Genomic DNA, 19,963 nt, shown 5'->3' on the forward strand with positions numbered 1-19,963 from the left:
CCGCGCAAGGCTTGCGCGGGCCTGACCCCCGGCTTCGACAGTCGTTTCAGCCTCGCGCAAGCCAGATCCTCTAGCGCTTCACTTGCAGATTGCGAGAAGGAGCGACGCCTTGAGCGTATTGATCGGTTTGTTGATTGCGGTCGGCTCGCTCATCGGCGGTTTCGCCGCGATGGGTGGGCATGTCGCCGTGCTCTGGCAGCCCTGGGAGCTGGTGATCATCCTCGGCACCGCCATCGGCACCTATTTCGTCGCCAACCCGATGAAGACGGTCACCGACACCGGCACCGCGGTGATGGAGGCGCTGCGCAACACCGCGCCGAGCCAGGCGCATTACTTCGAGGTGCTCGGCGTGCTCTATGCTCTGATGCGCGAGCTGCGCAACAAGGGCCGCGCCGAGATAGAGCAGCACATCGAGACGCCCTATGAATCGACGCTCTTTGCGGGCTATCCCGGCGTCCTCGCCGACACCCAGCTGACCACCTTCATCTGCGACTATTTCCGCCTGATCATCGTCGGCAAGGCGCAGGCCCATGAGGTCGAGGCGCTGCTCGACGAGGAGATCGGCAGCATCTTCCAGGACCGGCTGAAGCCGTATTATGCGCTCGGCACGGTTTCCGAGGCCCTGCCGGCGCTCGGCATCGTCGCCGCCGTGCTCGGCGTCATCAAGGCGATGGGCGCGATCGACCAGTCGCCCGCCCTGCTCGGCGGCTTCATCGGCGCAGCCCTGGTCGGCACCTTCGCCGGCATCTTCTTCTCCTACGGGGTGATCGGGCCGATCTCGCTCAAGATCAAGGCGGTGCGCGAGAAGCAGCTGCGCGTCTACATCGTCGTCAAGCAGACCCTGCTCGCCTTCATCAACGGCGCCGCGCCCCAGGTCGCGCTCGAATATGGCCGCAAGGTCATCTCCGCCGCCGAGCGGCCCTCCATCGACGAGGTCGAGGACAAGACCATCAGCGGCGCCGGCCAGCGTGCGGCGCCCGCCAATGACCGCGCCCAGAAGGAAGCCGCCTGATGAGCACCGCCGCCCAGGCCATCCGCGAGGACAAGCTCCTCGAATCGACCGGCATCTCGATCGACCGGCTGCCCATGCTGCGCATGGTCTTCGACCGGCTCGCCACCGGCTGCGCCGACGCGGTGCGCCAGATGTCGACCTCGCCGACCTATTTCTCCGTCGCCAACGTCCAGAGCCAGCGCATCGGCGACGCGCTCAACGCCCATGCCCACAACACCATCGCCGGCATCTTCCACTCGCCGGAGTGGGATTCGCGCATCCTGATCGGCTTCGACCGGGACTTCGTCTTCACCCTGATCGAGGTGCTCTTCGGCGCCGACGGCAGCGAGCGCCCCTACAAGTACGAGCCGGACTTCCCCGACGACGAGCGGCCCTACACGCCCATCGAGATCCAGGTCGCGCAGGCGCTCTGCGAACTCGCGGCGCAGAACCTCCAGGCCGCCTTCAGCCCCGTCGCCGATGTCAGCTTCATCTTCGAGCAGATGGAGACACGGATGTATTTCGCCGCCATCGGCAGCCGCAGCAACCTGGCGGTGAAGTCGCAGCTGCTCGTCCAGGGCCTCGACAATTGCGGGCAGATGTTCGTCATCATCCCGCAGACGGCGCTGAACCCGATCCGCCAGAGCCTGACCCGCGTCGTTTCCGGCCACACCACCGTGAAGGACCAGCGCTGGACGCGGCAGATCCAGACGGAGGTCCACAAGACCGAGGTCCGCCTGCAGGCGATCCTCGAGGAGCGCCCGATGACGCTGGGCGAGATCAGCGCCCTCAAGATCGGCCAGGTCATCGAGCTGCAGGCGTCGCCGCGCTCCCCCGTCCGCCTCCAGTGCAACGACGAGACCGTCTTCTGGTGCCAGCTCGGCCAGCGCGACGGATCCTATGTCCTGCGCGTGCAGGACAGCGCCAACCAGGAACAGGAGTTTTTCGATGATCTTCTATCTCGGTGAAGCCGTCCTCTTCGTGGCCCTGCTGCTGACCAGCCTCCAGGTCTTGCGGATGCGCCGCGAGCTGCAGCGCATGCGCGCCTACCATGCCGAGTTCCAGCAGGTCTTCGGCAAGACCGAGACCGCGCTCTCCACCATCCAGGCGACGATCCGCGAGCTGCACGCCAGCGGCCGCGACGTCGTCGAGGAACTCGGCCAGCGCATCGACACCGGGCGCCGCCTGGCCGGCGAGCTGAAGCGGATCGGCGCCGGCCCCGACGCGCCCCATGCCGCCGTCCGCAAGGCCAACGCCGCCTGACGGCAGATCCCTTCGCCTTCCCGCCGGGAGACCACCATGAAGAAGCCGACCAAACCGATGAAGCTCTCCGACCTCGCCCTCTCCGATGAACAGGCCGACGTCGCCCTGATGGAGCCGCAGGCGACAACCGAGCCCGAAGCTGCGGAAGCTCCGCCGCCCGCCGACGACCCGCTCAATCTCGAGGCGGTGATGCGCATCCCCGTCACGATCCAGGTCGTGCTCGGCAGCGCCTCCATGCAGGTCGCCAATCTGATGAAGCTGCGCCGCGGCGCGGTGGTGCCGCTCGACCACCGCGTCGGCGAGCCGGTCGACGTCGTCGTCAACGGGCGCATCGTCGCCCGCGGCGAGGTCGTGATCGTCGAGGACGACAACAGCCGCTTCGGCGTCTCGCTGACCGAGATCGTCGGCGTCCAGGCCAAGTTCGAAGAGTGAGGCCTGGCGCAGCATGACGGCGATCGCGAAGGACAACCGGGCCACAAGCCCCGCCACACCCGCCCCGGCGGGCAAGACGGTGGCGCTCGGCGGGGCCGGCAAGGCCGCCGTGCTCGTGCTCGCCATGGGCAAGCCGCTGGCCGGGCGGATGCTGAAGCATCTCGACACCGCCGAGGTCCGCGCCCTGATGCGGCGCGCCTCCGAGCTCGGCCCGGTCGCCGCCGACGACATCGCCGATCTCGTCGACGAGTTCAGCGACCAGTTCTCGCGCGGCATGAACCTGGTCGGCTCGCCCAGCGAGGTGCAGAAGCTGCTCACCGGCGTGCTGCCGCCGGAGGAGATCACCGAGATCATCGGCGAGACCGCCGAGGCCGCCAACCGCTCGATCTGGGACCGCATCTCGCAGATGCCCGAAAGCGCGCTCGCCGGCTATCTCGCCAAGGAGCACCCGCAGACGGCGGCGTATGTCCTGTCCAAGCTCAAGCCGGCCTGTGCCTCGCGCGTGATGACGCAGTGGCCGGCCGACAGGCGCCACGAGCTGATGCGCCGCATGCTGAACCTGAAGCCCGTGGCCGAGCAGCCGGCGGCGATCGTCGAGAAGGCGCTCTACGAGGGCTTCACGCTCAACCTCTCGCGCAACAAGGGCGCCGACACCCATGCCCGCATGGCCGACATCCTCAACAAGATGGACAGTCAGGATATGGAGGAGGCGCTGGGCAGCCTGCAGCGCATCCGCCCGGAATCGGCCGAGATGCTGAAGGGCCTGCTCTTCACCTTCGACGACATCGTCAAGCTCTCGGCCCGGGCCCGCATGGCGATCTTCGACCAGGTCCCGACCGACCGGCTCGTGCTCGCGCTCAAGGGCACGGAAGCCGGCTTCCGCGACCAGATCCTGTCCTCGCTCGCGGCCCGTGCGCGCCGCATCGTGCAGCAGGACCTCGAGAACGGCGAGCCGGCGCTGCAGCGCGAGGTCGTCGATGCCCGCCGCGCCATCACCGACATCGCGCTGGAGATGGCCAGCCGCGGCGAGATCGAGCTCAACCCGGACCGCGAGGAGGGCGCCTATTTCCAGTAACCGGCAGGACGCCGACGGGGAGGTGACGACCAGTGTCCGAACAGGACCAGGAGAGCAAGACCGAGGAGGCCTCCGAGAAGAAGGTGCGCGATGCCGTCGAGCGCGGCAACACGCCTTCCTCCAAGGAGGCCCCGATCTTTGCCGCCATCGCCGCGACGCTGATCGCCGGCGTCTTCCTGATGCGCGCCGGCGCCGGCGGCATGGCCCGCTTCCTCACCGATTTCCTGGCCGACCCCGCCGGCTTCGACATCTCGACCAGCGGCAACACGACTGCGCTTCTGCTCTACGCCGCGATGCAGGCCGGCCTGTTCCTGTGGCCCGTCTTCGCGCTCTTTCTCGTCTTCGGCCTGAGTGCGGCCTTCCTGCAGCATCCGCCCCAGCTCGCCCTCGAACGGATCACGCCGCAATGGTCGCGGCTCTCGCCGTCCAAGGGCTTCGCGCGGATCTTCGGCAGCCAGGGCCTCGTTGAATTCGGCAAGTCGTTGGCCAAGTTCGCCGCCATCACGGTGACCGTCTGGCTGATCCTCAAATCGGACAAGAACACGGTGGTGACGGCCATGCTGAGGGACCCCAGCGCCCTTCCGGAACTGATCCTGACCATCGCGATCCGCCTGCTCTCGGCGGCCTGCGTGGCGACGATCGTGATCGTCGCGATCGACCTGGTCTGGACCCAGAAATTCTGGCGCCGCTCGCTGCGCATGACCAAGCAGGAGGTCAAGGACGAGCACAAGCAGGCCGAGGGCGACCCGATCCTGAAGTCCCGCCGGCTCTCGCTCGCCCGCGACCGCGCCCGCAACCGCATGATGGCGGCCGTGCCCCGTGCCACCGTCATCATCGCCAACCCGACCCATTACGCCGTGGCGTTGCGCTATGTGCAGGAGGAGGGCGGCGCGCCGCTGGTGCTGGCCAAGGGCACCGACCTGATCGCGCTCAAGATCCGCGAGATCGCGGAAGCCAACGACATCCCCGTGGTCGAGGACCGCGCGCTCGCCCGCTCGCTCCACGCCGCCGTCCAGCTCGACCAGATGATCCCGCCGGAATTCTACAAGGTCGTCGCCGAGCTGCTCTGCCTCGTCTACGCCAAGAAGGTGGCGTGAGGGGCGCTGCGTCCCTCAAGCCCCGCGCAAGCTTCGCCCGCTACACCAGACCCATGGCAGGTTGACCCGATGGGTGCGTCCCCGGCGTCAAAGGCATGAAGCCGCCCTGCCATCCCGGTGCAAACCCGGAATGTTCCCGCCAATCCCTTCCAGATTGAGGAACATCATCATGACCAGCCTGCTCACCAACACCTCGGCGATGACTGCGCTGCAGACGCTGACGCAGACCAACAAGAACCTCGCCCAGTCGCAGAACCGCATCGCCACCGGCCAGCGCGTCTCGACCGCCTCCGACAACGCCGCCTACTGGTCGATCGCCACGACGATGCGCTCGGACAACAAGGCGCTCGGCGCGGTGCAGGACGCTCTCGGCCTCGGCGCCGCGACCATCGACACGATGTATACCGGCCTGAACGGCACGGTCGAAGTCGTCTCGGAGATCAAGGCCAAGCTCGTCGCGGCCCGCACCCCCGGCGTCGACCGCGACAAGATCCAGAGCGAGATCAAGGAGCTCCAGAGCCAGCTCAAGAACACGGCGGACTCCGCGGTGTTCAACGGCGAGAACTGGATCTCGGTCGACTCGACGGCGTCGAGTTACAACGCCACGAAGTCGGTCGTCTCGTCCTTCTCCCGCGCCGGCGGCCAGGTCCAGGTCGACACCGTCACCGTCGATCTGAACGCGATCAAGCTCTACGACGCGAACCTCGACACGGCCTATGCGGCGCAGACCTTCCCGACCGCCACCACCGCGGCCCGCGATCCCCTGCTCGACGTTGGCGGCAACATCACCGTCACGGTCGGTGCGGCTCCGGCTCTCAACATCGCGGTGGCCGCCGGCACCTCGCTGAAGGACATCGCCAAGGAGATCAACAAGCTCGGCGTCGAGGGTCTGTCGGTCGGCATCAACGCCGCCGGCGACGCCCTGGCGTTCAAGAGCCGCAACGACGCGAACGTCGCGATCGACGCCAGCGTCGCCGGTCTCGGTGCCGCCGTGACGCTGACGGCGCTGGCCACCCCGGTCGACAGCAACAAGGGCATCCTGGACAAGACCTACGATGCCTACACCGGCACCGCCTGGGAGACCTTCTCCGTCGCCGACATCGACATCTCCAAGCTGACCGACAATGCCACGGACCTCGCCAAGCTCGAGACCTACATCTCGGCCGTCGACGATGCCCTGGGCACGATCACCGATGCCGCCACCAACCTCGGCGCCATCAAGAACCGCATCGGCCTGCAGCAGGACTTCGTGAAGGCCCTGAAGGACTCGCTCGATCGCGGTATCGGCCAGCTCGTCGATGCGGACATGAACGCCGAATCGACCCGCCTCCAGGCGCTGCAGACGCAGCAGCAGCTCGGCATCCAGGCGCTGTCGATCGCCAACTCCGGCAGCCAGAGCATCCTCTCGCTGTTCCGCGGCTGACGCGAAAGGCACGTCGTACGCCAGACAGGGCCGCGCTCTCCCCCGGGAGCGCGGCCTTTTCCGTTGTCGCCCCGAAAGAGGCGGCCTGAACCCGCGCAATGCTCGCGCAAGGCTCGCCCAGCACAGTGCTTCCATCACCTGCCACGCATGAAGGAACGACGATGCCGGGCCGGCAATACGCGGAAGAGATCTGGCTCAACCTCCAGCAACTGGGGCCGAAGCGACTGGCCGCGCTCGCCGCGATTGGCCTCTTCGTCTTTGCGGCGATCGGCATCAGCGCCTATCAACTGAGCCGGCCGGAGCTGACTGTGCTCTACAGCGGGCTGCAGCGTGAGGACGTCAACCGCATCGGCGCGGCGCTGCAGGAATCCGGCGTCGTCTTCGACGTCAATTCCGAGGGTACGCAGGTACTCGTCAAGCCGACCCAGGCGGCCCAGGCCCGCATGCTGCTGGCCGAGAAGGGCCTGCCGCGCAGCACCAGCGGCGGCTACGAGCTCTTCGACAAGCTCGGCTCGCTCGGCCTGACCTCCTTCATGCAGGAGATCACCCGCGTGCGCGCCATGGAGGGCGAGCTCGCCCGCACCATCCAGCTCATGCGCGGGGTCAAGGCGGCGAGCGTGCATCTCGTGCTCGCCGACAAGGGCTCGTTCCGGCGCGACCAGCAGCCGGCTTCCGCCAGCGTCGTCGTCCGGACCGAGACCTCGGGCGCGGGAAATGTCGCGCAGGCGATCCGCCATCTCGTCGCCTCCGCCGTGCCGGGGCTGTCGGCCGAGAAGGTGACCGTGCTCAACACCGACGGCACCCTGCTCGCCACCGGCGGCGAGCCCGGCCAGATGGCCTCCTCCAAGCTCGCCGGCCTCCAGCAGAGCGTCAGCCGCGAAATCCAGGACAATGTCCGCAAGGCGCTGACGCCCTATCTCGGACTCGAGAATTTCGAGATCAGCGTCGCCACCGAGCTGAACACCGACCGCAAGGAAACCAGCGAAACCGTCTTCAACCCCGATTCCAAGGTCGAGCGCTCGGTCCGGGTCGTGCGCGAGAACGACACCTCCCAGAACGCCGCCACCCAGGAGCCGACCACGGTCGAGCAGAACGTGCCGGAGCGCGCCGTGCGCGCCGATGGCGGCCAGCGCTCCAGCGAGGAGAAGCAGCGCCGCGAGGAGCTGACCAATTACGAGATCTCCTCCAAGCGCATCCAGACCGTCAGCGACGGCTATTCGGTCGCCAAGATGTCGATCGCCGTGCTGATCAACCGGCCGCGTCTCATCGAATCGCTCGGCGCCTCGCCCAGCCCCGAGGCGATCGAGGCGCGGCTGGAGGATGTCCGCCAGGTCGTGGCCTCCGCCGCCGGCGTCAACAACCAGCGCGGCGACGCGGTCAAGGTGCTGGCGGTCGACTTCCTCCAGGGCAGCCGCACGCTGGAGCCGACGCCGCCCGTCGGCGTGGCCGAGGCGCTGCTGCGCCAGTCCGGCACGCTGATCAACGCGGTCACCATCCTCGGCCTCGCCGCGCTGATCATCTGGTTCGGCCTGCGGCCCTCGATCAACGCCATCCTCAAGCGCCCGGCGCCGGCCGCCGTCGCCGCGATCACCGAGGACGCGACCGTCTCGGCCGTCGATCCCCAGCTGCAGATCGCCGGCGGCGAAATCGGCCTCAACCTGATCGGCGACCTCACCAACGCCACGCAGCGCTCGCCGCTGCGCAAGCTGGAGCAGTTGATCGACTTCAACGAGGCCCAGGCTGCCGCGATCCTGAAGCAGTGGATCCATGAGGGAGAGCGCGCGTGAAGCACCGGTCCGCCGCCGACTTCATCCCGAGCTTCGAGGTTGGCGAGGGCGAGCTCGCCCTGCTGCCGGAGGCCGGCACGGCCACGCCCGAGCCCGAGATCGAGCTGCCCGCCTTCCTGCCCCGCACCCCGCGCGAGCCACCGCCCGATCTCGACGCGATCTACGAAAGCGGCCGCCAGGCGGGACTCGCCGAGGCCCGCGCCGAAGCGGAGGCCGCCGCCGCCCGCCAGGCTCAGGCAGCCGAGGCTGCGCTCGAACAGGCGAGGCTCGCCTGGACGGAGGCCGTCGCCACGCCGCTGGCCGCCGAGCTGCCGCGGGCGCTCGAGGCACTGGCCGAGAGCCTCGCCGAGACGACCGGGCGGCTGCTGCGGCCCTTCCTCGAGCGCGAGCTCAGCGACGCCGCCAGCCGCGCGCTGATCGACCAGATCCGCCCGCTGCTCAGCGGCGGGGACGGGGCCGTGATCCGCGTCGGCGGCCCGGCCGACCTGCTGGCGACCCTGCGCGGCGTCTTTCCCGCCGGGACGGCGGTCGAGTTCGCCGAGACCGAGGCGGTCGATGTGTCGATCGTCCTCGGCGAGACCGTCATCGAAACCCGCATCGCGGCCTGGGTCGCGCGGCTCCGCGGCCAGGGCCCGGACCGCCGCCGCCGGCCAGCCGCCTGACACCGCACGCCCGCATCGGAGGCAGCGCCATGGACACCGACCGCCAGGACTTCATCATCCTCCGCCGCAGCGCCGGCCGCCCGACGGACCAGATCAAGACCGGCGTCTGGAAGATCGCCCATGCCGACTTCATGACGGCAATGATGGCGCTGTTCCTGGTGCTCTGGCTGGTCAACTCGACCAATCGCGAGACGCGCCAGACGGTCGCCCAGTATTTCAACCCGATCCGGCTCTCCGATACGACCTCGGACCGCAAGGGCGTGCGCAACCCGCAGGACGCCGAGCCCGGCGAGGTCGACAGCACCAGCCGTCATGACGGCGACCAGGTCGGCGCCGCCAAGACCGGCTCCGACCGGCGGCCGAGCGCGACGCTGAAGGACCCCCGCCAGGGCAAGGCCGCCTTCGAGGATCCCTATGCCGTCCTCGCCGAGGTCGCCGCCGCCAAGCCCGAACCCGGCTCCGACCGGGCCTCGACCCTGACGCTCGGCACCACCGGCAGGCCGGGAATGAATGGCGGCGAGGCGATGCGCGACCCCTTCGACCCGAATTTCTGGCGCCAGACGCCGCAGACCGACAAGCCCGAGCGCCAGCAGGCCTTTGCGGGAGACGCCGCCCCGGCGCCAGCGGCCGCGAGTGACACCGCCCCGAAGCCGCAGCCCGCAGGCGAGACGACGACCACCGCCCCTGCGAGCACGGCCGTCACCGATACGCCTCCGGTCATGGCCGTGACAGTCCCCGCGGTATCCCCCGCGATGTCGCCACGTCCGGGGCTTGCCGTCGCAGCCCCCGCCAGCACAACCGCCTTGGCCTCACGTGCCGACGAGGCGATGGCCACCGCCATCGCCTCGGCCATCGCGAAAGGCGGTCCCCAGCGGGCCGACCAGCCGCTGGTCGATGTCAAGAAGACCGACGAGGGCGTGCTGATCAGCCTGACCGACAACGCCAATTTCGGCATGTTCGGCATCGGCTCGGCCGAGCCCCATCCGCAGACGGTGGCCGCGATGCAGCGCGTCGCCGCTGTGCTGAAGGAGCGCGAGGGCGCCATCATCATCCGCGGCCACACCGACGCCCGCCCGTTCCGCGACGGCCGCAGCGACAACTGGCGGCTCTCCACCTCCCGCGCCCATACGGCGCAGGACCTGCTGGTCCAGGGCGGCATCAGCGCGACGCGCATCGAGCATATCGAGGGCCATGCCAGCCGCCGGCCGCGCGCGGGCGACCCCAACGCCGCCGAAAACCGCCGCATCGAGATCCTGATCCGGGAGAAGCGCGCATGAGGCGTCTGTCCCTGCTGGCCTTCGCGCTCGCGCTGACGACACCGGCCCTCGCGGCGCAGGAGTCCGCGCCTGCGCCGGCCCCACCCTATCAGCTCGTGCGCACCCTGCAGTCGCTGCAGAACGAGGCGGCGGCGGGAAACAGAGCCGCCCATGCCGCCCAGGGCAAGCTGCTGCGCGATCTCGAACAGGCGATGGCGGCGCAGCCTCCCGCCGTCTGGGACGATCCGCGCAACACCCGCGCCGCCGTGCAATATGTGCTGAGCGGCGGCCAGCCCGGCCCCCTGGCCGAGCTGGTCAGGCGCGGCGAGCCGGCCGGGCTGCCCAAGGGGCTGGCCGAGGGCGCGCTGGCCTATGTCATGGGCGACGGCGCCCGGGCAAAGGCGCTGCTGATGCCGCTCGACCCCGCCGGCCTGCATGAAGCGCTGGCGGGCCATCTCGCCCTCGTCCAGGCGACTCTGATCCTGCGCGACGACCAGAAGCGGGCGCTGCAGCTGCTCGATCAGGCGAGACTGGCCGCGCCCGGCTCGCTGGTCGAGGAGGGGGCGTTGCGCCGGGCCGTCTTCATCGCCGCCGAGATCAACGATCTCGACCGGCTGGAAAAGGCGACCGCCCAGTACATGCGGCGCTTCGACCGCTCGGTCTATGCCGAGCACTTCCGCCAGAGCTTCGCCACCGGGCTGGTGCGCTTCGACATCGGCCGCGACCCGGCCAAGTTCCCCAAGCTGGTGGCGACGTTGCGCGCCTTCGACCGCGAGCAGCAGCGCGCCGTGCTCCTGATCATCGCCCGCGACGCACTGGTGCGCGGGCGCTTCGAGCAGGCCCGCCTCGCCGCCGAGGAGGTGGCGCGGATCCCCGGCGCCGACCAGGCAACGGTCACCCGCGCCTCGCTCTACCGGGCCGCCTCCCGCATCGGGATCGACCGCGCCGGAGGAGCGATCGACACCCTGCGGAAGATCGACGCCGCCCGCCTGCCCCCGGAGGAAAAGGACATCCTCCGCACCGCCCTGCGTGTCGCCGCCGAGATCGTCGATGCGCCCATGGGCGGCGCGCAGACGCCAGCGCCAGGGGCCACGGCAGAACCCGCCGATCTCGATCCGCGGATGAAGCGCCTGCTGTCGGGGGCCGAGCGCAGCCTCGCCGAGGCGCAGAAGCTGCTCGCCGACCCCGTCTTCACCCCCGCCCGCTCCGGAGATGCCCGGCCATGAGCCAGGTCGAGACACCTGCACCGCCCTCCGGCCGCAGCGCCGAGGCCGTGAAGTATTCGAAGGCGCGACTGGCCGTGGGCGGCCGCGAGGAGCGCGGCCAGGCCTTCCGCTCCCTGCTGCAGACGCTCGACAAGGGCGCTGGCAAGCCTGCAGCCGACAAGCCAGCCGAACCGGGTCGCGCGGAGCCCGGCGACAGGGCCGATGCCTTCCCCGCCGAGCGCCTCGCCGATCTCCTGGCCACGGCCCCGACGGAACCGACCATCCCCACCGACGGCGCGGCCGATGCGGCGCGGCTCCTGCTCGGCGCGGCCCACCCCCCCGCCCCGGAGACGCAGGCCGAGCCCCGGCGCGAGCCCGGCCCGCGGCGGGACGGCTTTGCCGCCCTGAACGGCGTCCTCGCCCGGGCCGCCACCGGCGCGGCCGACGCCCTGGAGCCGGCCTCGCGGCCCGCAACCGCCGAGGCGGGCGTCGCGCTGCCGACGGAGGAGGCCGCCCTGCCCGATCTGCAGGAGGCGACGGGCCCGCTCGATCCGAAGGCGTCCACGCCTGAGTCCGCGGCAAAGGACACCGGTGCAGACAAGCCCTTCACCATCGCCGTGATCCGGCAGGAGACGCATCTGCCGCCGGTGCTGCGCCTCTCGCCGCTGCAGCAGGTCGCCGAGCCGATCCGGCAGGCGGCCTCCGAGCTTGCGTCGCGCACGCAGGAGGTTCCCGATCTCGGGACGGCGAAGCCCGGCGGCATCGCCGAACCGACGAAGATCCTGCACATCCAGCTCAGCCCGGTCGAACTCGGCAGCATCGTCGTCAAGCTGCGCATCTCGCAGGGCGGGATGGAAATCAGGCTCGAGGCCAGCCGCGCCGAGACCGCGCAATTGCTCGCCCATGACCGCGAGGCGCTGCGCGAGATCGTCAGGGCGAGCGGCCATGCGCTCGATCAGGTCTCGGTCGAGACCGTTCATGTCGAGTCGGCCGGCGCCGATCCGCGCCCCGGCCAGGACGCGCCCCGCGACGGCGCGCGCGAGGAGGGGGCGGGCCGCGACGGCCGCGGCTTCGACCCCTCGCGCCAGCAGGATCGCCAGAACGATCGCCAGGGCGACCGGCAGGAGCCGCAACGGCGGGACACCCGCAACGATGCCCTCATCAGCACGGAGGACACCCATGATCGCCGCGAAAGCCATCGCCCTGGCCGCGACCCTCATCGCTATCTCTAGCCTGTTCACGCCGGCCGCCGCCCAGACGGTCTGCGAGGAGCACATGATCCGGGTCTCGAAGGCCTATGACATCCCCGTCGGCGTGCTCTACTCCGTGGGGCTGACCGAGAGCGGCCGGCGCAACTCGCTGCAGCCCTATGCGCTCAACATCCACGGCCGCGCCTTCTTCGGCGCGAGCAAGCAGGAGGCGCTGGCCGAGTTCCACACCTCGCGCGCCAAGGGCAAGAAGCTGATCGACATCGGCTGCATGCAGATCAACCACCACTACCACCGCGACCAGTTCCCCAGCCTCGACGCGATGTTCGATCCGGCGCTGAATGTCGAATACTCCGCCAAGTTCCTGAAGCGGCTGAAGGCCCGCCACACGAGCTGGACCATGGCGGTGGCGCGCTATCACGCCGGGCCGCACAACAACCCGGCCCAGCATCGCTATGTCTGCACCGTCATCCGCAACATGGTCGCCACCGGCTTCGGCCAGTGGACCGACAATGCGCGCTCCTTCTGCGGGGCCAAGTACGCCCGCTCCTGAGGCGCCGCCCTCAGCGCAGGAAACGCCGGAAGCGCCGCAGCGACACCGCAAACAGCGCCGCGCCGATGCCGATGAGGGCGAGCAGCTGCGGCCAGACCACATCGAGCCCCGCCCCGCGGAACAGCACCGCCTGGGCGAGGATGACGAAATGGGTGTTGGGCGCCGCCAGCATGATCGTCTGCACGATCTCGGGCATGCTCTCGCGCGGCGTCATGCCACCCGAGAGCATCTGCAGCGGCAAGAGCACCATCATCAGCAGCAGGCCGAACTGCGGCATCGAGCCGGCGATGCTCGCCAGGAAGATGCCGAGCGAGGTCGTGGCGAAGAGCAGCAGCGCCGCGCCGAGCAGGAAGAGCGGAATGCTGCCCTCGATCGGCACGCCGAGCAGGCCCTGGACCACGACGATGAGCGACAGCGCCGAGGCGACGAGCACGACCAGCCCCATCGACCAGACCTTGCTCGTCATGATCTCGAAGGGCGTCACCGGCATCGCCAGCAGATGCTCGATCGTGCCGTGCTCGCGCTCGCGGATCAGCGCCGCCCCGGTCAGCACGATCGAGAGCATGGTGATGCTCAGCACCACGTTCATCACCGCGCCGAACCAGCCCTTGTTGAGCTCCGGGTTGAAGCGCAGGCGCTGGACGAGCTCGACCGGCGACGCCGCCGCCCCCCGCGCCCGCTGGCTGAACTCCGTGATCTCCGCGCCGACGATGTTCTGGATGTAGACATTGCCGCTGAAGGCCTGGGTCATCCGCGTCGCGTCGATGTTGAGCTGGATCGCAGGCTTTCGGCCCGCGAGCAGGTCGCGCTGGAAATTGGGGGGAATGTCGAGCGCGAAGGTGTCGAGCCCGGCATCCATGCGCCGGTCCATCTCGGTGGCGGTGATCACGCGCGGCGGCGTGAAATAGGGCGGGTAGAACGCCGTGACGATGCGCGAGGAGAGCGGGGAACGATCCTCGTCGACGATCGCGATGGCCGCGCGGTTTAGCGTCTCCGGCACCGCCTTGGTCTGGCTGTAGATCGCCAGCGTGAAGCTGTAGACGATCAGCACCAGCAGGGTCGTGTCGCGCAGCAGCCCGCGGATTTCCTTGATCCCGAGATGGAGGATGTTCGCCGGCCGCATCGCTCACCGCGCCTGTTTCTTGAGGAGGAGCGTGGCGATGCCGAGCAGCACCGGCACGGCGATCAGCAGGGGCACGAAGCTCACCCCGAGATCGCCGAAACCCAGGCCCTTCGAGAAGGTGCCGCGCGAGATCGTCATGAAATGCGCGGTCGGATAAATCCGCCCGACCAGCGCGCCCACCCCCTGCAGCGAGGAGACCGGGTCGGTCATGCCGGAGAACTGCGTCGCCGGCAGCAGGGTCAGGATGGTCGTGCCGAAGATCGCCGCGATCTGGCTGGTCATGAAGCTGGAGATCAGCAGCCCCATCGCCGTGGCCGCCACCACATAGACGAAGGCCGCAGTGGCGAAGGCCAGCAGATCGCCCGTGAACGGCACCCGGAAAACAAAGACGGCAAAGAGGGTCAGCAGCAGCGCGTTGGCGAGTGCGAGCGCGACATAGGGCAGTTGCTTGCCGAGCAGGAACTCGAACCGCGTCACCGGCGTGACATAGAGGTTGATGATCGAGCCCAGCTCCTTTTCCCTGACGACGCTGAGCGCCGCAAGCATCGCCGGGATCATCAGCAGGAGCAGCGGGATCACCGCCGGCACCATGGCGACGAGGCTCTCGATATTGGGGTTGTAGCGATAGCGCGTCTCGATGCGGAACGCGGCGCCGGCCGCATCCTCGCCGACGAGCAGGCGCATCTTCTGCGTCAGCCAGGCGCTGTGCAGGCCCTGGACATAGCCCTGCACGGTCTCGGCCCGCTGCGGCATCGCCCCGTCGATCCAGGCCGCGACCTGGACCGGCCGGCCCCGCGCGAGATCACGGCCGAAGCCGGGCGGGATCTCGATGGCGAGCGCCAGTTCGCCGCGCCGCATCCGCCGGTCGAGATCGGCATAATCGACGATGGGGGCCTTCTCGACGAAGTAGCGCGATCCGGCCATGCCCAGCGCATAATCGCTGCTGGCGAGCGACCGGTCGTGATCGAGGACGGCGAAGGACAGCTTCTCGACGTCGAAATTGATGCCGTAGCCGATGACGAACATCAAAAGCAGGCTGCCGACCAGCGCCAGCGTGGCGCGGATCGGGTCGCGCCGCAGCTCCAGCGCCTCGCGCCTTGTATAGCTGAGCATCCGGCGCGGATCGAACAGCCGGCGCCCTTCATGGGGAGCGGCCACCGGCCCGGCGGCGGGCTGCGGAGCCGCCGGCATGGGTTGCGCCGGCGCTCCGGCCTCGCCGATCGCCTCCTCCAGATAGCCGATGAAGGCGTCCTCGAGCGTGGCGCTGCCGCGCTGCGCGACGATCGCCGCCGGCGTATCGCTGACCAGCACCCGGCCGGCATGCATCAGCGAGATGCGGTCGCAGCGCTGCGCCTCGTTCATGAAATGGGTCGAGATGAAGATGGTGACGCCGTCGCGCCGCGAGAGGTCGACCAGGATCTGCCAGAGCCCGTCGCGGGCGATCGGATCAACGCCGGAGGTCGGCTCGTCAAGGATCAGGATTTCCGGCGCATGGATCAGCGCCACCGCCAGCGACAGGCGCTGGCGCAGGCCGAGCGGCAGCGCGTCCGGCAGCGCATCCATCACGGAAGCGAGGTCGAACCGCTCAACCATCTCGGCGACGCGGGCGGGAATGGTCTCCGGCGGCAACCGGAACAGGCGGGCGTGCAGGTCGAGATTCTGCGCCACCGTCAGCTCGGAATAGAGCGAGAAGGCCTGCGACATGTAGCCGACGCGCTGGCGCACGCGCATGTCGCGCGGATCGACCTCCGCACCGAACAGCCGGGCCCGGCCCTCGCTGGCGGCCAGCAGCCCGGTCAGCATCTTCATCGTCGTCGACTTGCCGCAGCCATTCGAGCCGAGGAAGCCGAAGATCTCGCCGCACTGGATCCGGAAGCTGACCCGGTCGACCGCGACGAAATCGTCGAAGCGCATCGTCAACCCTTCGGCTTCGATGGCGATCTCGGCATGGGTCTCCGCATCGCGCGGCGGAATGACGACGGCATGGTGGAGCTTGCGCTTCTCCTCCGGCAGCAGCGCGATGAAGGCCTCGTCCAGCGTGGCAGCGCCGGTCTGCGCCAGGAGGTCCGCCGGCGCACCCGTGGCGAGGACGCGTCCTGCATCCATCGCCACCAGCCAGTCGAAGCGCGCCGCCTCTTCCATATAGGCGGTGGCGACGACGACGCTCATGCCGGGGCGCCCGGCGCGGATCGTGTCGATCAGCTCCCAGAACTGGCGCCGCGACAAAGGATCGACGCCCGTGGTCGGCTCGTCCAGGATCAGCAGATCGGGATCGTGAATCAGCGCGCAGCACAGGCCGAGCTTCTGTTTCATCCCGCCCGAAAGCTTGCCCGCCGGCCTGCCGGCGAAGGGCGCGAGCCCCGTGCTCGCCAGAAGCTCGGCGATGCGGCGCTCGCGCTCGGCCCGGCCCTGCCCGAACAGCCGGGCGAAGAAGTCGACATTCTCGAACACCGACAGCGTCGGATAGAGGTTCTTGCCGAGGCCCTGCGGCATATAGGCGATGCGCGGGCAGGCCGCGCGCCGATGCGCCGCATCCGCCATGTCGCCGCCGAGAACCGAGACCGAGCCGGCCTGGATCACGCGTGCGCCGGCCACGAGGGATAGGAGGCTGGATTTGCCGACGCCGTCCGGGCCGATCAGCCCGACCATGCATCCGGACGGAAGATCGAGGCTGACCGCGCCGAGCGCCTCCGTCTTGCCGTAGCTGAGGCCGACGCCGGCGAGGCTGACGACCGGTGCCCCGGCCGCGGCCGGAACCGCACTCATTGCACGAGCCCGGTCTGCAGGCGCTGCGGCCAGGCCGCCTGCGGATCGAGCTGGACATAGGCCACGCCCGGCAGCCCGGTCTTCACCTGCTGGATGTGTTTGCGCAGCAGCGCAGGCGGAATCTGCGCCTTGATGCGGAACATCAGCTTCTCGCGCTCCTGCGTCGTCTCCACCGTCTTCGGCGTGAACTGGGCGACATCGGCGACGAAGGAGATCGAGGCCGGGATGACGAGCCTCGGCGCCGCGTCGAGCACGATGCGCGCCTGCGCGCCCAGGGCGACGCGGCCCGCCTGCCCGGTCGGCAGGAAGAAGGTCATGAACACGTCCTGGAGATCGACCAGGTTGAGCACGCGCCCGCCCGCCGCCACGACCTCGCCAGGCTGGGCGACGCGATACTGGACGCGCCCGTCGCGCGGTGCCTTCAGCGCGCTGTCGTCGATGTCGGCATCGAAGCGCCGCACGGTCGCCTTCGCGGCCGCCACCGCGGCCTGCGCCCCAACGACCTGGGACACGGCCGAGCTGATGGCGGCCTCGCTGGCGGCGAGTTGGGCCTTGGCGGCACCGACGGCGGCGGTGGCGCCCTGCGCCCGGGCCCGGTCGTCGTCGAGCACCTGGTCGGAGACATTGCCACGCTCGGAGAGCTGCTCCGACCGGCCGAGCTTGCGGCGCGCGGCATCGAACTCGGCTTCGCGCTGGGCGACGACCGCCGTCGCGGCGGTTTTCTCGGCCTGGCGCTGGACGACGAGGCTCTTGGCCGTGTCGACCGCGATCACCGCCCGCTCGTACTGCGCCTGCGCCTCGGCGCGCTGCGCCTCGAGCGTTTCGGTGTCCATCCGCGCGACGATCTGGCCGGCCGTGACGAAATCGCCCTCATTGGCCAGCATCTCCTTGATCCGGCCGGAGACGCGCGCCGCGACGTCGATCTCCACCGCCTCGATGCGGCCATTGCCGCCGGCGAGACCCTCCGGCAGGTCGCCTGCGCGCAGACGCTGCCAGGCGAGATAGCCGAGACCGGCGACGAGGAGGGCAGCGACCGGCAGCAGCCAGCCGGTTTTCGGGAGCTTCATTGGATCGGCCTTCCGCGGACGGGACGACGGGCGGACCGCATCCGCGGCGCGGCAGCACCACGGAGGGTCGTGAGGGTGGCTTGCGCGGGACGGCTTCGCCCGTCTCGTCCCGCGGCTGCAGGGTCCAACGAGCGCGGCCCGACAGCATTGATCGAGGTCAACACGCGCGGCTGGCGGCGCGGCTAGCGTGGCGATGGCCTGCGATGACGGATGTGGCGGGGCAGCCGATCCTCCGATCGGTCCCGCCGCCCCCACGATCAAGGCTCAGGATTGCCGATGACTGTCCATGATGCGCTCGTGCCCCCGCCATCCGGGACGCGGGCCGATCCGCTCGGCCTTGAGGCCTTCGCCACCATCGACCGGATGCGCGAGGCGCTCAGCGCCCAATTCAGCGGCGGCCTCTCCCCGGCGGCGCTGGCGCTCGCCTGCCTCGACTGGTCGGCCCATCTCGCGGCGGCGCCGGGCAAGCGCTCCGAACTTGTCTGGAAGGCCGCCCGCAAGGCCACGAAGCTGACCGGCCATCTCGCCGCCTGCGGCCTCGGGGCCGGAGAGCCCGCCTGCATCGAGCCGCTGCCCGGCGACGACCGCTTCGCTGCAGAGCCGTGGCGCCACTGGCCCTACAGTCTCTGGTCGCAATCCTTCCTGCTGACGCAGCAATGGTGGCACAACGCCACCCGCGAGGTGCCGGGCGTGACCCCGCATCACGAGGAGGTGGTCGCCTTCGTCGCGCGCCAGCTGCTCGACATGATGTCGCCCGCCAACACGCCCTTCACCAATCCGGAGGTGGTGGCGCGCACGCTCGAAACCGGGGGCGCCAATCTCCTCGCCGGCTTCCGCAACGCGCTCGAGGACGCAGGCCGCCAGGCCTTGGGCCAGGGGCCGGTCGGCAGCGAGGCCTTCGTCGTCGGGCGCGACGTCGCGGCGACGCCGGGCAAGGTCGTCTTCCGCAACCATCTGATCGAGCTGATCCAGTATGCGCCCGCGACGGAGACGGTGCAGGCCGAGCCGGTCCTGATCGTGCCGGCCTGGATCATGAAGTACTACATCCTCGATCTCTCGCCGCGGAACTCGCTGATCCGCCATCTCGTCGCGCAGGGACACACCGTCTTCTGCATCTCCTGGCGCAACCCGACGGCCGCCGACCGCGATCTGGGCCTTGACGACTACCGCCGCCTGGGGGTGATGGCCGCGCTCGACGCGGTCACGGCGATCCTGCCAGGCCGGGCGATCCATGCCGCCGGCTACTGCCTGGGTGGCACGCTCCTGACCATCGCCGCCGCCGCCATGGCGCGGGCCGGCGACCGCCGCCTGGCATCCTTGACCCTGATGGCCGCACAGACGGACTTCACCGAGCCGGGCGAACTCGCCCTCTTCATCGACCACAGCCAGGTTCGCCTGCTCGAAAGCGTGATGTGGAATCGCGGCTATCTCGCCTCGGACCAGATGGCTGGGGCCTTCCAGATGCTGCGCTCGAACGACCTCGTCTGGTCGCGGCTCGTCCACGACTATCTCATGGGCGAACGCACGCCGATGAACGACCTGATGGCCTGGAACGCCGACGCCACCCGCATGCCCTACCGGATGCATGCCGAATATCTGCGCCGGCTCTATCTCGACAACGACCTCGCCACCGGCCGGCTGCTCGTCGACGGCCGCCCCGTCGCCCTGCAGAACCTGCGCCTGCCGCTCTTCGCCGTCGGCACGGAGCGCGACCATGTCGCCCCCTGGCGCTCGGTCTACAAGATCCACACCCTCGCCGACACCGACGTCACCTTCGTCCTGACCAGTGGCGGCCACAATGCCGGCATCGTCAGCGAGCCCGGCCACCCGCACCGGCATTACCGCATCGCGACGCGCCGTCACGATGATGTCCGGATCAGCCCCGATGAATGGCTCGAACAGGCCCGGACGTACGATGGCTCCTGGTGGGAGAGCTGGGTCGCCTGGCTCGGCGAGCGCTCGACCGGTCGCGTCGCACCGCCTGCGATGGGGGACGCGGCCGCAGGCCTTGCGCCCGTCGCGGACGCGCCCGGAACCTATGTGCTGCAACGCTGA

General features: G+C 69.6%; 17 protein-coding genes. 14 read left to right on the top strand and 3 right to left on the bottom strand.

Annotation, left to right across the window (positions count from 1 at the left end; all coding sequences use genetic code 11):
• The first annotated feature begins 109 nt into the window (after positions 1 to 109).
• From motA to BSY19_RS04235, 13 genes are all read left to right on the top strand, one after another.
• Positions 110 to 1,012 carry a flagellar motor stator protein MotA gene (gene motA, locus BSY19_RS04175; protein ID WP_069053047.1) on the top strand — a complete coding sequence of 301 codons (903 nt, stop codon included), beginning with the start codon at positions 110 to 112 and terminating at the stop codon, positions 1,010 to 1,012.
• Entirely contained in the window at positions 1,012 to 1,959 is a 948-nt protein-coding gene (locus BSY19_RS04180) for a flagellar motor switch protein FliM (RefSeq protein ID WP_069053048.1), read from the top strand. The genes motA and BSY19_RS04180 overlap by 1 nt, the downstream gene beginning before the upstream one ends.
• Entirely contained in the window at positions 1,940 to 2,254 is a 315-nt protein-coding gene (locus BSY19_RS04185; RefSeq protein WP_069053049.1) for a hypothetical protein, read from the top strand. Before BSY19_RS04180 ends, BSY19_RS04185 begins: the two co-directional genes overlap by 20 nt.
• Positions 2,255 to 2,290: 36 nt before the next feature.
• Positions 2,291 to 2,686, top strand: coding sequence for a flagellar motor switch protein FliN (gene fliN, locus BSY19_RS04190; RefSeq protein WP_236840467.1), 396 nt, complete (start codon positions 2,291 to 2,293; stop codon positions 2,684 to 2,686).
• Positions 2,687 to 2,699: 13 nt separating this feature from the next.
• Complete coding sequence (locus tag BSY19_RS04195) at positions 2,700 to 3,761, top strand: flagellar motor switch protein FliG (protein ID WP_083247387.1); 1,062 nt, start codon at positions 2,700 to 2,702, stop codon at positions 3,759 to 3,761.
• A 32-nt stretch (positions 3,762 to 3,793) separates the two neighbouring features.
• On the top strand, positions 3,794 to 4,858 hold the full coding sequence (locus BSY19_RS04200) for an EscU/YscU/HrcU family type III secretion system export apparatus switch protein (protein ID WP_069053050.1): 1,065 nt from the start codon (positions 3,794 to 3,796) through the stop codon (positions 4,856 to 4,858).
• Positions 4,859 to 5,027: 169 nt separating this feature from the next.
• Positions 5,028 to 6,281: a flagellin N-terminal helical domain-containing protein gene (locus BSY19_RS04205; protein ID WP_069053051.1), complete on the top strand. Its 1,254-nt coding sequence runs from the start codon at positions 5,028 to 5,030 to the stop codon at positions 6,279 to 6,281.
• A 161-nt stretch (positions 6,282 to 6,442) separates the two neighbouring features.
• Positions 6,443 to 8,068 carry a flagellar basal-body MS-ring/collar protein FliF gene (gene fliF / locus BSY19_RS04210; protein ID WP_069053052.1) on the top strand — a complete coding sequence of 542 codons (1,626 nt, stop codon included), beginning with the start codon at positions 6,443 to 6,445 and terminating at the stop codon, positions 8,066 to 8,068.
• Positions 8,065 to 8,730 (top strand): hypothetical protein, encoded by a 666-nt coding sequence (locus BSY19_RS27430; protein WP_069053053.1) that lies wholly within the window; start codon positions 8,065 to 8,067, stop codon positions 8,728 to 8,730. Before fliF ends, BSY19_RS27430 begins: the two co-directional genes overlap by 4 nt.
• Before the next feature lie 29 nt (positions 8,731 to 8,759).
• A complete protein-coding gene (locus BSY19_RS27435; RefSeq protein WP_069053054.1) occupies positions 8,760 to 10,007 on the top strand; it encodes a MotB family protein in 1,248 nt (415 codons plus the stop codon).
• Complete coding sequence (locus tag BSY19_RS04225) at positions 10,004 to 11,212, top strand: hypothetical protein (RefSeq protein WP_083247389.1); 1,209 nt, start codon at positions 10,004 to 10,006, stop codon at positions 11,210 to 11,212. Before BSY19_RS27435 ends, BSY19_RS04225 begins: the two co-directional genes overlap by 4 nt.
• Positions 11,209 to 12,423, top strand: a complete 1,215-nt coding sequence (locus BSY19_RS04230; protein WP_069053055.1) for a flagellar hook-length control protein FliK — start codon at positions 11,209 to 11,211, stop codon at positions 12,421 to 12,423. The genes BSY19_RS04225 and BSY19_RS04230 overlap by 4 nt, the downstream gene beginning before the upstream one ends.
• Entirely contained in the window at positions 12,371 to 12,952 is a 582-nt protein-coding gene (locus BSY19_RS04235) for a transglycosylase SLT domain-containing protein (RefSeq protein WP_069053056.1), read from the top strand. Before BSY19_RS04230 ends, BSY19_RS04235 begins: the two co-directional genes overlap by 53 nt.
• 10 nt (positions 12,953 to 12,962) lie before the next feature.
• On the opposite strand, the gene BSY19_RS04240 is transcribed toward BSY19_RS04235, so the two are convergent.
• Genes BSY19_RS04240 through BSY19_RS04250 form a run of 3 tightly spaced genes read right to left on the bottom strand, consistent with a single transcriptional unit; the run spans position 12,963 to position 17,908 of the window.
• Positions 12,963 to 14,075, bottom strand: coding sequence for an ABC transporter permease (locus tag BSY19_RS04240; RefSeq protein ID WP_069053057.1), 1,113 nt, complete (start codon positions 14,073 to 14,075; stop codon positions 12,963 to 12,965).
• A 3-nt stretch (positions 14,076 to 14,078) separates the two neighbouring features.
• Positions 14,079 to 16,841 (bottom strand): ribosome-associated ATPase/putative transporter RbbA, encoded by a 2,763-nt coding sequence (gene rbbA / locus BSY19_RS04245; protein ID WP_069053058.1) that lies wholly within the window; start codon positions 16,839 to 16,841, stop codon positions 14,079 to 14,081.
• Positions 16,838 to 17,908: an HlyD family secretion protein gene (locus tag BSY19_RS04250; protein WP_069053059.1), complete on the bottom strand. Its 1,071-nt coding sequence runs from the start codon at positions 17,906 to 17,908 to the stop codon at positions 16,838 to 16,840. The genes rbbA and BSY19_RS04250 overlap by 4 nt, the downstream gene beginning before the upstream one ends.
• A 276-nt stretch (positions 17,909 to 18,184) precedes the next feature.
• On the opposite strand from BSY19_RS04250, the gene BSY19_RS04255 reads away from it, so the two are divergent.
• Entirely contained in the window at positions 18,185 to 19,963 is a 1,779-nt protein-coding gene (locus BSY19_RS04255) for a PHA/PHB synthase family protein (protein ID WP_069053060.1), read from the top strand.

Origin of the sequence: Bosea sp. RAC05 (assembly GCF_001713455.1) — a bacterium.
GTDB lineage: Bacteria > Pseudomonadota > Alphaproteobacteria > Rhizobiales > Beijerinckiaceae > Allobosea.